This window comes from Rugamonas aquatica (assembly GCF_009380215.1).
Classification (GTDB): domain Bacteria; phylum Pseudomonadota; class Gammaproteobacteria; order Burkholderiales; family Burkholderiaceae_D; genus Rugamonas; species Rugamonas aquatica_B.
This window is the reverse complement of the sequence record NZ_WHUG01000013.1, coordinates 50,850-63,784: the sequence shown is the minus strand read 5'-3', so window position 1 is coordinate 63,784 and position 12,935 is coordinate 50,850. Positions and strand designations below refer to the sequence as shown.

Annotated in this window: 14 protein-coding genes; 13 read left to right on the top strand and 1 reads right to left on the bottom strand. The window is 63.7% G+C overall.

The annotated features are described in order from the left end of the window. The 4 genes from GEV02_RS25120 to GEV02_RS25105 all read left to right on the top strand — a co-directional run bounded on the left by GEV02_RS25120 (position 1) and on the right by GEV02_RS25105 (position 3,788). Entirely contained in the window at positions 1–918 is a 918-nt protein-coding gene (locus GEV02_RS25120; RefSeq protein ID WP_152840670.1) for a Tim44 domain-containing protein, read from the top strand. A 91-nt stretch (positions 919–1,009) separates the two neighbouring features. After that, the gene (locus tag GEV02_RS25115) at positions 1,010–1,624 is read left to right on the top strand and encodes a ubiquinone biosynthesis accessory factor UbiJ (protein WP_152840669.1); all 615 of its coding nucleotides are present in this window, start codon (positions 1,010–1,012) and stop codon (positions 1,622–1,624) included. Beyond that, complete coding sequence (ubiB, locus tag GEV02_RS25110; protein WP_152840668.1) at positions 1,621–3,189, top strand: ubiquinone biosynthesis regulatory protein kinase UbiB; 1,569 nt, start codon at positions 1,621–1,623, stop codon at positions 3,187–3,189. The genes GEV02_RS25115 and ubiB overlap by 4 nt, the downstream gene beginning before the upstream one ends. Before the next feature lie 2 nt (positions 3,190–3,191). Further along, positions 3,192–3,788 carry a methyltransferase domain-containing protein gene (locus GEV02_RS25105; RefSeq protein WP_152840667.1) on the top strand — a complete coding sequence of 199 codons (597 nt, stop codon included), beginning with the start codon at positions 3,192–3,194 and terminating at the stop codon, positions 3,786–3,788. 13 nt (positions 3,789–3,801) lie between these two features. On the opposite strand, the gene GEV02_RS25100 is transcribed toward GEV02_RS25105, so the two are convergent. Beyond that, positions 3,802–4,014, bottom strand: coding sequence for a hypothetical protein (locus GEV02_RS25100; RefSeq protein WP_152840666.1), 213 nt, complete (start codon positions 4,012–4,014; stop codon positions 3,802–3,804). Between the two features lie 251 nt (positions 4,015–4,265). Here GEV02_RS25100 and GEV02_RS25095 point away from each other — a divergent pair, with 251 nt between their 5' ends. From GEV02_RS25095 to GEV02_RS25055, 9 genes are all read left to right on the top strand, one after another. Further along, positions 4,266–4,559, top strand: coding sequence for an FmdB family zinc ribbon protein (locus GEV02_RS25095; RefSeq protein ID WP_152840665.1), 294 nt, complete (start codon positions 4,266–4,268; stop codon positions 4,557–4,559). Positions 4,560–4,606: 47 nt separating this feature from the next. Then, complete coding sequence (locus GEV02_RS25090; protein ID WP_152840664.1) at positions 4,607–5,227, top strand: DUF502 domain-containing protein; 621 nt, start codon at positions 4,607–4,609, stop codon at positions 5,225–5,227. A gap of 63 nt (positions 5,228–5,290) precedes the next feature. Next, on the top strand, positions 5,291–7,090 hold the full coding sequence (gene aspS, locus GEV02_RS25085; RefSeq protein WP_174999338.1) for an aspartate--tRNA ligase: 1,800 nt from the start codon (positions 5,291–5,293) through the stop codon (positions 7,088–7,090). Between the two features lie 45 nt (positions 7,091–7,135). After that, positions 7,136–7,594, top strand: coding sequence for a dihydroneopterin triphosphate diphosphatase (gene nudB / locus GEV02_RS25080; RefSeq protein WP_152840663.1), 459 nt, complete (start codon positions 7,136–7,138; stop codon positions 7,592–7,594). 91 nt (positions 7,595–7,685) lie between these two features. Further along, positions 7,686–9,650 (top strand): M10 family metallopeptidase C-terminal domain-containing protein, encoded by a 1,965-nt coding sequence (locus GEV02_RS25075; protein ID WP_152840662.1) that lies wholly within the window; start codon positions 7,686–7,688, stop codon positions 9,648–9,650. Positions 9,651–9,708: 58 nt separating this feature from the next. Continuing rightward, entirely contained in the window at positions 9,709–10,524 is an 816-nt protein-coding gene (locus GEV02_RS25070; protein ID WP_152840661.1) for an endonuclease/exonuclease/phosphatase family protein, read from the top strand. Positions 10,525–10,531: 7 nt separating this feature from the next. Further along, the gene (gene clsB / locus GEV02_RS25065; RefSeq protein WP_152840660.1) at positions 10,532–11,695 is read left to right on the top strand and encodes a cardiolipin synthase ClsB; all 1,164 of its coding nucleotides are present in this window, start codon (positions 10,532–10,534) and stop codon (positions 11,693–11,695) included. Then, complete coding sequence (locus tag GEV02_RS25060; RefSeq protein ID WP_008444559.1) at positions 11,692–12,063, top strand: RNA-binding S4 domain-containing protein; 372 nt, start codon at positions 11,692–11,694, stop codon at positions 12,061–12,063. The genes clsB and GEV02_RS25060 overlap by 4 nt, the downstream gene beginning before the upstream one ends. Positions 12,064–12,268: 205 nt before the next feature. Further along, the gene (locus GEV02_RS25055; protein WP_152840659.1) at positions 12,269–12,889 is read left to right on the top strand and encodes a TetR/AcrR family transcriptional regulator; all 621 of its coding nucleotides are present in this window, start codon (positions 12,269–12,271) and stop codon (positions 12,887–12,889) included. Positions 12,890–12,935: the final 46 nt, after the last annotated feature.

Here is a 12,935-nt window from a genome sequence, read left to right as displayed (position 1 = left end):
ATGAACATCAAGAAAATCCTGATCGGCACCGTACTGGCCGTCTCCGCACTGTCGATGCTGGGCGAGGCCCTGGCCCGTCCGATGGGCGGCGGCCGTTCGATCGGACGTCAGTCGCAAAGCGTCAACCGCATGCCCCCGGCCGCCGCGCCTGCGCCTGCCGCGCCGCGCCAGGCCGCGCCAACGCCGGCCGCTCCGCCGGCCGCGATTCCACCTAAACCGGCCAGCCCGTGGAAGGGCATCCTGGGCGGCGCACTGCTGGGCCTGGGTATCGGCGCGCTGTTCTCGCACTTCGGTCTGAGCGGCGCGATGGGCGGCATGTTCGGTTCGCTGATTATGCTGGCGCTGCTGGCCGGCGCGGTGTTCTTCGTTATCCGCCTGATCCGCAGCCGCTCGCAGCCTGCCGCCGCGGCGCCGGCCGCGTTTGGCGGCAACAACGTCTACCCGATGCCGCCAGCCAGCGGCACGCCGGAAATCGGTTCGCGCCTGCAAGCTGAGCAGCAGTCTTATGCCCAGCCTGCTCCGGTCGCCCACACGCCTTGGGGCGTGCCGGCCGACTTCGACGCGCCATCCTTCCTGCGCGTGGCCAAGAGCAACTTCATCCGCCTGCAAGCGGCCTGGGACAAGGGCGATTCGGCCGACATCCGCGAATTCACCACCCCTGAAGTGTTTGCCGAGCTGAAGATGCAGATCACCGAGCGCGGCGCGCAAAAGGATTACACCGACGTCGTCACCATCGAAGCCGAGCTGCTGGGCATCGAAACCAGCGACAGCGATTACCTCGCCAGCGTCAAGTTCACCGGCACCATCAAGCCTGCGCCGGATGCGCTGGCCGAGCCGTTCAACGAGGTCTGGAACCTGTCCAAGCCTGTCTCCGGCGCCTCGGGCTGGCTGCTGGCCGGCATTCAACAGCTCGCGTAACGGCGAGGCAAGCTGGTAACTGGTAAGATTGCGAGACCGCCCGTATTTCCGGGCGGTTTTGTTTTGCGGTTTTTGTTTTCACGGTTAACGAATGACACCACCGAATTTCTCCGCTGCGGCGCCGGCCAGCGCCGCCATCAACCACCTGCTGGCGCAGGAGCCCTGGGCGCGCGCGGAACTGCAGCGCCACGCCGGCAAGATCGCCGCCATCGACACCGGCGCGCTGGTGCTGCGCCTGCGCGTGACGGCCGACGGCATGCTGGAAGCCGCGCCCGCCGAAGAGCCGGCCCGCGTGACCATCCGCGTCAAGCTGTCCGACCTGCCGCTGATCGCGCAAAACCGCGAGCGCGCGTTCTCCTACGTGCAGATCGAGGGCGACGCCGAGTTCGCCAACGCCATCTCCAACCTCAGCAAGTCGCTGCGCTGGGAAGCCGAGCACGACCTGGAAAAAGTGGTCGGCCCGATCGCCGCCGTGCGCATGGTGTCCGGCGCCCGCGCCGCGTTCGAGACGATCAAGACGGGCCATCAGAAGCTGGCCGAAAACGTCGCCGAATTCCTGCTCGATGAAAAGCCGGTGCTGATCCGCCCGCAAGTGGTGGAAGCCTTCTCGGCCGACGTGGTGCGCCTGCGCGACGATGTCGAGCGTGCGGCCAAGCGCCTGACCCGGCTGGAACAAAAACTGGCACAGAAACTGGATCCCAAATGATGTTGAAATTTTTACGCCTGCTGAAAATCCTGCGGGTATCGGTGCAGTACGGCCTCGATGAAATCGCCATCTCCGGCTTGAAAAAGCCGCGCATCACCAAGCTGATCGACACGGTGTTTTTCTGGCGCGACCTGTCGGCGCCGCGCGGCGTGCGCCTGCGCATGGCGCTGGAAGAGCTGGGCCCGATCTTCGTCAAGTTCGGCCAGGTGCTGTCGACCCGGCGCGACCTGATCCCGGCCGACCTGGTCGAGGAACTGTCGCGCCTGCAGGACCGCGTGCCGCCGTTCGATTCCGACCTGGCCATCGCGCAGATCCGCAAATCGCTGGGCGCGCATCCCGACCAGCTGTTCGCCAGCTTCGAGCGCACGCCGGTGGCGTCGGCCTCGATCGCGCAGGTGCACTTCGCCACGCTCAAGGATGGCAAGCAGGTGGCGGTCAAGGTGCTGCGTCCGGGCATGAAGAAATCCATCGACGAGGATGTCGCGCTGATGCACATCGCCGCCGAATGGATAGGCCGCGTCTGGGCCGACAGCAAGCGCCTGAAGCCGAAGGAAGTGGTCGCCGAGTTCGACAAGTATCTGCACGACGAGCTGGACCTGATGCGCGAGGCCGCCAACGCCAGCCAGCTGCGCCGCAACTTCGCCGATTCCCAGCTGCTGCTAGTGCCGGAGATGCACTGGGATTACTGCTCCAACAGCGTGATCGTGATGGAGCGCATGCACGGCATTCCGGTGTCGCAGATCGACCGCCTGGAAGCGGCCGGCGTGGACTTGAAAAAACTGTCCAGCGACGGCGTCGAGATCTTCTTCACGCAGGTGTTCCGCGACGGTTTCTTCCACGCCGATATGCATCCGGGGAACATCCTGGTGTCCATCGATCCGGCCACCTTCGGCCGCTATATCGCGCTCGATTTCGGCATCGTCGGCACGCTCAACGATTTCGACAAGGATTACCTGTCGCAGAACTTCCTGGCCTTCTTCCGCCGCGATTACAAGCGCGTGGCCGAGGCGCACATCGAGTCCGGCTGGGCGCCCAAGGAAACCCGCGTCGACGAGCTGGAGTCCGCCGTGCGCGCCTGCTGCGAACCGATCTTCGACCGGCCGCTGAAGGACATCTCCTTCGGCCAGATCCTGCTGCGCCTGTTCCAGACTTCGCGCCGCTTCAACGTCGAAGTGCAGCCGCAGCTGGTGCTGCTGCAAAAGACGCTGCTCAATATCGAAGGCCTGGGCCGCCAGCTCGATCCCGACCTGGACCTGTGGAAGACCGCCAAGCCTTATCTGGAAAACTGGATGGCCGAGCAGGTCGGCTGGCAGGGCATGTGGCAGCGCCTGAAGGCGGAAGCGCCGCGCTACACCCACATCCTGCCGCAACTGCCGCGCTTGCTGCACCGCGCGCTGGAGCAGCAGGGCGAGCGTCCGGCCGATAACGCCGAGCTCATCAAGGTGCTGATCGGCGAACAGCAGCGCACCAACCGCCTGCTGGGCTTTGTGGTGTACTTTGCCGGCGCCTTCGGCCTCGGCCTGGCGCTGTACCAGCTGTATTTGCGCTGGCAGCATCTGGTCTGACCATGGTCGATTTCGCACAGCGCGATCCGATGTCGCCGGCGTTCTGGGATGAGCGCTTCGAGCGCAACTTCACACCCTGGGACCGGGGCGGCGTGCCGCAGGCCTTGCGCGAGTTCGCCGCCGCCAGCGCGCCGCTGGCGACGCTGATCCCGGGTTGCGGCTCGGCCTACGAGCTGGCCTTGCTGGCCGACGCGGGCTGGGATGCGGTGGCCATCGATTTTTCGCCGGCCGCGGTGGCGGCGGGCAAGGCGGCGGTCGGCGCGCACGCGGCGCGCGTGGTGGAGGCGGATTTCTTCAGCTGGCAGCCGGCGCAGCCGCTGCAACTGATCTACGAACGGGCTTTCCTGTGCGCCTTGCCGCGCGCGATGCGGCCGCAGGTGGCGGCGCGCTGGGCGGCATTGCTGGCGCCGGGGGCGTTGTTGGCCGGTTATTTTTTCTTCGATGAGGCGGCCAAGGGGCCGCCGTTCGGCATCGCCCGCAGCGAGTTGCAGGCTTTGCTGGACGCGGACTTCGAGTGCATCGCCGACGACGCCGTCGGCGATTCGATTCCCGTGTTCGAGGGCAAGGAGCGGTGGATGGTGTGGCGCCGCCGGGGATGAGGCGCCGGAGGACTCAGTCCGGTGCGATCATCTGCAAGCCATGCCGCCTTTGTTTTTTGAAGCGACGGTTGTAGGCATGCAGGCCCACCAGCAGCGCCATGCAGGACAGCACGGCGCGGCTACGCAGCGGCTGGTCCGGTGTGGACGGCTGAAGGAAGGTGGATGCGGCGAAAGCGGGGGAGGCCAGGGTGAAGGCCAGGATGCCGGCATAAAAGTGTTTTTTCATTATGTTTCCCAATCATAGTTCGGTGGCGATGGTGCGTAGTCCGGGGCAACGTTAAGACGGCGATTCAGGGATTGGGAAATCGGCGTGTTTCAGGCCATATTTAATCATGTCCTGCGACAATTGACGAATAGATTTTGCGGATGAAATCGATTAATCGCGGCCCTCCGTCTGCTCTTGGCCACAGGAAACAGGCAAGCGCCCGGTAAAAAGCTTTATAATTCAGGGTTTTGATGATTTTTGCGGAGTAATAGATGCCGATCTACGCCTACCGCTGCGAGGCATGTGGTTTTGCCAAGGACGTCTTGCAGAAGATTTCCGACCCGCAGCTGACTGTTTGCCTGTCGTGCGGCAAAGAGACGTTTAAGAAACAACTGACCGCCGCTGGTTTCCAGTTGAAAGGTTCGGGCTGGTATGTGACCGATTTCCGTGGCGGTACGCCGCCGGCGACTGGCACCGCGACCGGACCGGCCGCGCCCGCCGCTTCGGCGGATACGCCGGCGCCGGCAGCTGCCCCTGCCGCCGGCAGCGGCACGAAGTCGGACTGAATTCGGACCGAAGCACCCCGCAGCACCACCCACTCGAAGAGTAATCGATGCGTAAATATTTCATTACCGGCTTGCTGATCCTGGTTCCCCTGGCGATTACCGCCTGGGTGCTGAACCTAGTCATCAGCACCATGGACCAGTCCCTGCTGTTCGTGCCGGAACGCTGGCAGCCGCGTACCCTGATCGGCTTCGACATTCCCGGCCTGGGCACGGTGCTGACGATCCTGATCGTGTTCCTGACCGGCCTGCTGACCAACAACCTGGTCGGCAACTACGTGGTCAAGCTGTGGGAAAAACTGCTGACCCGCATTCCGGTCGTCAGCTCGCTGTATTCCAGCGTCAAGCAGGTGTCGGATACGCTGTTCTCGTCGTCGGGCAATGCCTTCCGCAAGGCGGTGCTGATTCCCTACCCGCACCAGAACTCGTACACCATCGCCTTCCTGACCGGCACCCCCGGCGGCGATGTCAAGAATCATCTGGTGGGCGACTACGTCAGCGTCTACATCCCGACCACGCCGAATCCGACGTCGGGCTTTTTCCTGATGATGGCGCGCAAGGACGTGGTCGAGCTCGACATGTCCGTCGATGCGGCGCTGAAGTACATCGTCTCGATGGGTGTGGTGGCGCCGGAAGACGCGCCCAAGGCCATCGAGATCGCCAGCAAATAAAATAGATTAAAAAATAGATTAACTGAGTAACTTAACCTGAACCGAGAAATAAACATGTCCTCAATGCGTACTCACTACTGCGGCCTCACCACTGAAGCGCTGCTTGGCCAAACTGTCAGCCTGTGCGGCTGGGTACATCGTCGCCGCGACCACGGTGGCGTGATCTTCATCGACCTGCGCGACCGCGAAGGCCTGGTGCAGATCGTTTGCAATCCGGAGCAGGCGGAAGTATTCAAGGCGGCCGAAGCCGTGCGTAACGAGTTCTGCCTGCGCGTGACCGGCGTGGTCAAGGACCGCCTGGCCGGCACCGTCAACGCCAACCTGAAATCGGGCAAGATCGAAGTGGTCTGCTCCGAACTGGAAGTGCTGAACGCCTCCGTGGCCGTGCCATTCCAGCTGGATGACGACAACCTGTCCGAAACCACCCGCCTGACCCACCGCGTGCTGGACCTGCGTCGTCCACAGATGCAGAACAACCTGCGCCTGCGCTACAAGGTCACGATGGAAGTGCGCAAGTACCTCGACGACCTGGGCTTCATCGACATCGAAACCCCGATGCTGACCAAGTCGACCCCGGAAGGCGCGCGCGACTACCTGGTGCCGTCGCGTGTCAACGCCGGCAACTTCTTCGCGCTGCCGCAATCGCCGCAGCTGTTCAAGCAGCTGCTGATGGTCGCCAACTTCGACCGTTACTACCAGATCACCAAGTGCTTCCGCGACGAAGACCTGCGCGCCGACCGCCAGCCTGAATTCACCCAGATCGACTGCGAAACCTCGTTCCTGACCGAACAGGAAATCCGCGATCTGTTCGAAGACATGATCCGCAAGGTGTTCCGCAACACCATGAACGTCGAACTGCCTAACCCGTTCCCGGTGATGGACTTCGCCGAAGCCATGGGCAAATACGGTTCGGACAAGCCGGACATGCGCGTCAAGCTGTCGTTCACCGACCTGACCGAAGTGATGAAAGACGTCGACTTCAAGGTGTTCTCGGGCGCCGCCAACATGCCTAACGGCCGTGTGGTCGGCCTGCGCGTACCGAAGGGCGGCGACATGCCACGTTCGGAAATCGACGCCTACACCCAGTTCGTCGCCATCTATGGCGCGCGCGGCCTGGCTTACATCAAGGTCAACGAGAAGGCCAAGGGCCGCGACGGTCTGCAATCGCCTATCGTCAAGAACCTGCACGACGCCGCGCTGGCCAAGGTGCTGGAACTGACCGGCGCCGAAGACGGCGACCTGATCTTCTTCGGTGCGGACAAGGCCAAGGTGGTCAACGACGCCATCGGCGCGTTGCGCGTCAAGATCGGCCATTCGGAATTCGGCAAGAAAGCCGGCCTGTTCGACGACGTCTGGTCGCCGCTGTGGGTGGTGGACTTCCCGATGTTCGAATACGACGAAGAAGCCGACCGCTGGACCGCGACCCACCATCCATTCACGGCGCCGAAAGACGGCCATGAAGACATGCTGGAAACCAATCCGGGCGCCTGCATCGCCAAGGCCTACGACATGGTGCTGAACGGCTGGGAACTGGGCGGCGGTTCGATCCGTATCCACCGCGAAGAAGTGCAGTCGAAAGTGTTCCGCGCGCTGAAGATCGACGCCGACGAAGCCCGCCTGAAGTTCGGCTTCCTGCTGGACGCGCTGCAATACGGCGCGCCTCCGCACGGCGGCCTGGCCTTCGGCCTGGACCGTATCGTGACCTTGATGACCAAGTCCGATTCGATCCGCGACGTGATCGCCTTCCCGAAAACCCAGCGCGCCCAGTGCCTGCTGACCCAGGCACCGTCGGAAGTGGACGAGAAGCAGTTGAAAGAACTGCACATCCGTCTGCGCGCCGCCGAGCCGAAAGTGGCTGGCTGATAACGCAATGGAAAGGGCGCTTCGGCGCCTTTTCTTTTATCCGACATGAAGCCTTACAAGATCCCTGAGTCGGTGCTGGTGGTGATCCACACGGCCGACCTGCAAGTGCTGCTGATCGAGCGCGCCGACCGGCCCGGCTATTGGCAGTCCGTGACCGGCTCGCTGGACGCGCCCGACGAGCCGCTGATGGACACCGCACGCCGTGAGCTGTTCGAGGAAACCGGCATCGTCGCCGACGGCGAGCATATCGTGCTGCGCGACTGGCGGCTGTCCAATGTCTACACCATCTATCCGGTCTGGCGCCACCGCTATGCGCCGGGCGTGACGGAAAACACCGAGCACGTCTTCAGCGTCGAAGTCCCGCGCGACATCGCCATCAAGCTGGCGCCGCGCGAACACCTGAACCACGTCTGGCTGCCTTACCTGGAGGCGGCCGACCGTTGTTTCTCTTCGTCCAACGCCGAGGCTGTATTACAATTACGGAAACATTGCCCAAAATCATGATCCTCCAGGCCGCGTGTTTCCTGTGCTTTCCGGTTTTTTTGCATAAAATTGGAAGACAGGCCGCGCTTGGTGGCTTCCCAGGAGAACCACTATGAGCACCCCGACCTCGTCCAGCCCTACCACCTCGGTCAAAGATTCCGGCAACCTGATCATTGACGCCCTGCTGGGCGGCGTCAAATGGGGTGGGGCGGTCGGCAGCGGCGTCACCGTCACCTACAGCTTCCCGTTCACCACCAACAGCTCGGCGGTGTTCAGCGGCCCCGGCGGCGGCAGCTATTCCGACCTGGACGAGCCGCACGCCAGCCAGCACTACGGCTTCGATGCGACCCAGCAGGCCGCGGCGCAGACCGCGCTGCAAGCCTGGGCCAACGTCGCCAACATCAAGCCGCTGCAGACCACCGACAGCACCCTGCTGGTCGGCGACATCCGCTTTGCGTGGACCTCGGCCACGCAGGACGCCAGCGGCGGCGGCGGCGCCTGGGGCTGGGCCAACTATCCGAACAGCACCTATCCGTCCGGCGGCGACGTCTGGGTCAGCACCGACGCGGACGGCGCGCTCAGCAACAGCGACTGGTCGGTGGGTTCGTACAACTACATGTCCCTGGTCCACGAGCTGGGCCACGCGCTGGGCTTGAAGCACCCGTTTGAAGATACGCCGGTCGACCTGGCGCGCGCCAACCGCCAGTATTCGCTGATGGCCTACACCGACGCGCCCAACAGCAAGTTCGTCGACGTCACCGAGACCGCCAACTCGGCCTCGTGGAAATCCTACAACGTGGTGCCGAACTCGCCGATGCTGGACGATATCGCGGCGATGCAATACCTGTATGGCGCCAACACCACCTACCACACCGGCAACGATGTCTACACCTTCGACCCGTCCACGCCGTTCCTGAGCACCATCTGGGATGCGGGCGGCAACGACACCATTTCGGTCTCCAACTTCAGCAACGGTTCGGTGATCGATCTGCAGCAGGGCCATTACTCGTCGATCCGTATTCCATCCGACACCGGCGCCGGCATCAATTGGCAGACGCCGCCGCCGATCGGCACCTACAACGGCACCAACAACCTGGCCATCGCCTACGGTACGGTGATAGAAAACGCCACCGGCGGCAGCGGCGACGATACGCTGATCGGCAACAGCAGCGCCAACCGCCTGCAGGGCAACGGCGGCCACAACACCATCGACGGCGGCACCGGCATCGACACCGCCGTCTACACGGGCAACTTCAGCAACTACACGGTGACGGCCGGCGGCAGCGGCTACACGGTGGCGTCGCGCACCGACGCCGGCCAGAGCGACAGCCTGAGCAACATCGAACGCCTGGCCTTTGCCGACGGCACCATGTCGCTCAACCTGGCCAGCGTGGACAACGATCCGGTCCAGGCCCAGTATGTCGCGCTGGCGCAGAAGTTTTACGTGGCCTATTTCGGCCGTCCGGCCGACGCCGCCGGCCTGGGCGCGATGGTCAACCAGCTCAAGACCGCCCAGGCGCCCACCGCCACGCTGGCCTTCGTCAGCGCCTACGCCACCAACGCCACCATCAAGGCGCTGGTGGACAGCTTCGGCAACAGCACCGAATCGGCCGCGCTGTACCACGGCACCAACCACGATTTCGTCGCCGCCATCTATGCCCACCTGCTGGGCCGCACGCCGGACGGGGAAGGCTGGACCTACTGGACCAACGCGCTCGACGCCGGCCTGTCGCACGGCGTGGCGGCGCTCAACATCATGGCCGGCGCGGAAGGCAATACCACGCCGCAGGGCTTGCTGGACGGCGCGCTGGTCAACAACCGCCTGGTGATCGCCTCCAACTTCACGGCGCTGCTGGACACCCCGACCGAGCAGGCAAGCTATGCCGGTAACGCGGCCGCCGCCACCGCGCGCACGCTGCTCGACGGCGTCAACCAGAGCACCAGCATCATCGGCTACGAATCCACGGTGATCCAGACGGTGGCCTCGATGTCAGGCGGCGTCCAGGCCGGCGCCGGCGCGCAGGATGTGGTGCTGGTCGGTGTCAACGCCGACCACCACGTGGTGGCCGTGCTCTGACCGGCGCTGTGTGCGGCGGCGTACGCCGCAACCGCGGACTCAGGGTTAGAATAGCTGCATGAAAATCCGAGTCGCGACCTACAACATCCACAAGGGCGTGTCCGCCATCCGCAGCGAGCCGCGGGTGCTGGCGCTGAAGCAGGCGATCGGCCTGTTCGACGCCGATGTGGTTTTTTTGCAAGAGGTCCAGGGCAAGCATGACTTGAACGCCGCCAAGTACGGCGCCGAGCATCTGGGCCACAAGCATTGGCCGGCCGCCGCGCAGCACGAGTACTTTGCCGGCGAGTCGCGCCACGCCCACGCCGCCTATGGCATGAACGCGATCTACGACCACGGCCACCACGGCAACGCGCTGCTGAGCGCCTTCCCGATCGCCAACCAGGCCAACCACGACGTTTCCGACCATGCCTACGAACAGCGCGGCATCCTGCACTGCGTGCTGGAGACGCCGCGCGGCACCGTGCACTGCTATGTGGTGCACCTGGGCCTGTTCGAAGCGGGGCGCCGGCGCCAGACCCAGGCGCTGATCGCGGCCGTGCGCCAGTCCGCGCCGAACGGCGAGCCGGTCATCATCGCCGGCGATTTCAACGACTGGCGCAACACTCTCAGCGGCGAGCTGCGCAACGCGCTCGGCGTGGTCGAGGCCTTCGACCAGATCGGCTCGACCTCGGCGCTGGACGAGATCGTGCGCACCTTGCGCCGCAAGTCCAGCGTCAACCCGGCCCGCACCTTTCCGGCCGCGCTGCCGTTTTTCCGGCTGGACCGCATCTACGTGCGCGGCTTCAAGGTCGACGCGGCGGAGGTGATGCACGGCAGCCTGTGGGCCAAGCTGTCCGACCACGCGCCCATCGTCGCCAATCTGGAACTGGCCTGAGCGACCCATGCGTACTGTGAACTTCCTCGCCGATAACGAAGTCAGGCTGCTGCATACCGGCACCGACTTCTTTCCGGCGCTGATAGCCGCCATCGACGCGGCGCAGTACGAGGTGTATTTCGAAACCTATATCTTTGCCGCCGACGACACCGGCCAGCGGGTGCTGGCGGCGCTGAAGGGCGCGGCGCAGCGCGGCGTGCAGGTGCGGATGATTACCGACTGGTGGGGCACAGGCCGCCGGCAGATCAACGCCATGCATGCGGACCTGGCGGCCGCCGGCGTCGAGCACCGCATGTTCAATCCGTGGTTCAAGCGCGGCGTCACGCGCACCCACCGCAAGATCTGCGTGACCGACCGCGAGATCGCCTTTGTCGGCGGCATCAACATCAACGACGACATGTTCTGCGACTACGACCACAGCCGCCAGCTGTCGGCGCCGCGCTGGGATTTCGCGGTGCAGGTGCGCGGCCCGCTGGTGGCGGCGATTCAGCTGGAAGCGCAGACCCAGTGGCGCCGGCTGGGCAAGCTGGGTCTGATCAAACGCATCGGCCTGTTCCGCGACATGCGCAAGGTGAACAAGATCGCCCGCGAAAACATGGTGCAGGCCGGCTTCGTGGTGCGCGACAACTTTCGCAACCGCAGAACGATACAGCGCGCCTACATGCATGCGCTGGGCCGCGCCCGCAAGAGCGTGCTGCTGGCCAATCCGTATTTCGCGCCGGGCGCCAGGTTCCGCCACGCGCTGGCCGCCGCCGCCGAGCGCGGCGTCGAGGTGACGCTGCTGATCGGCGTCGGCGAAATCTGGCTGCAGGACGCGGTCGCGCATTCCTTCTACCCGAAGCTGCTTGCGGCCGGCGTCAAAGTGGTGGAATATCACAAGACCCAGTTGCACGCCAAGGTGGCGGTGATCGACGACGACTGGGCGACCGTGGGCTCCAGCAATGTGGACGGCTTGAGCCTGTTTTTGAACCAGGAAGCGAATGTGGTGATCAAGGATGCGGCCTTCGCGCTCAGCCTGCGCCAGCATATCGAGGCCGCCATCGCCGACGGCGTGGTGGTCGACTACGCTGATTTCGAGCACGTCGGCCGCTTCCGCCGCATCGGCTACGAGATCGCGTTCTTCGCGTACAAGATGGCGATGCGGGTTTTCGCAGTGGGGAAATACGCTTGAGCGAAAGTGTCAGACTGGATAAATGGCTGTGGGCCGCGCGCTTCTTCAAGACCCGCTCGCTGGCCACCGAGGCGGTCGATAACGGCAAGGTCAAGCTGGGCGGCGACAAGGTCAAACCGGCGCGCGCCGTGCGCATCGGCGACACGCTGGACATCGACAATGGCTCCGACCGCTGGGAGGTCGATGTGATGAATTTGTCCGACGTGCGGGCCGCCGCGCCCATCGCCCGCAACCTCTACGAAGAGACCGACGCCAGCGTCGAGCGCCGCGCCACCGTGGCCGAACAACGCAAGATGTTCCGCGAACCGAGCGCGGATTTCAAAGGGCGGCCGACCAAGCGCGACCGCCGTCTGCTGGGCAAACTCTAAGCAAGTTGCCGCCCCGTATTGCTGCGACGCAGCAATAGAACGCCACCTCTAACGGTACTGTTTGACATTTACCACCCAGTGGATAATAGTACGAGCGTTCGCAATTCTTTTCACACGGAGTAAATTTAACTGGAGCAAAATGCTCTTTTCTCCATGATTAAATTTTACTTTGGGATGCAATCTTATTAATACCTCAACTAAATTTATGCGCAAAGGTGAACTCACCCGTGCCGCAATCCTCGACGTGGCGCTGGACCTGGCCAGCCGGGATGGTCTGGAAGGCCTGACCATAGGATTGCTCGCGGATAAGATGAACATGAGTAAATCCGGCGTGTTTGCGCACTTCGGATCGCGCGAAGATTTGCAGTTGGAAGTACTCAAGCTGTACCACCATCGTTTCGAGCAGGAAGTGTTTTTCCCTAGCGTCAAAGAGCCGCGCGGCATCCAGCGGCTCAAGTCGATGTTCGCGCGCTGGGTCAAGCGGGTCAGTGTGGAAGTGGCCTCGGGCTGCATCTACATCAGCGGCGCGGTCGAGTATGACGACCGTCCGGGGCCGATCCGTGAAGAGCTGATGGCCATGGTTGGCGCCTGGCAGGGCGCGCTGCTGCGCTGCGTGCAGCAGTGCATCGAGTCCGGCGACCTGAAGGCAGATACCGACCCGCAGCAGCTGGTGTACGAGATGTATGGCCTGATCCTGGCATTGCACCACGATGCGCGCTTCCTGCGCATTCCGGGCAGCCTGGGCCGGGCGGGCATCGGCTTCGAGCGCTTGATCGAAACCTATCGCAATCCGCAATCGCCGTCCGCGGTGGTGGCGCAGCAATAAAGCCGCAGCACTAATTTAATCAATTTCGTAGTCACTACAAAAGTCA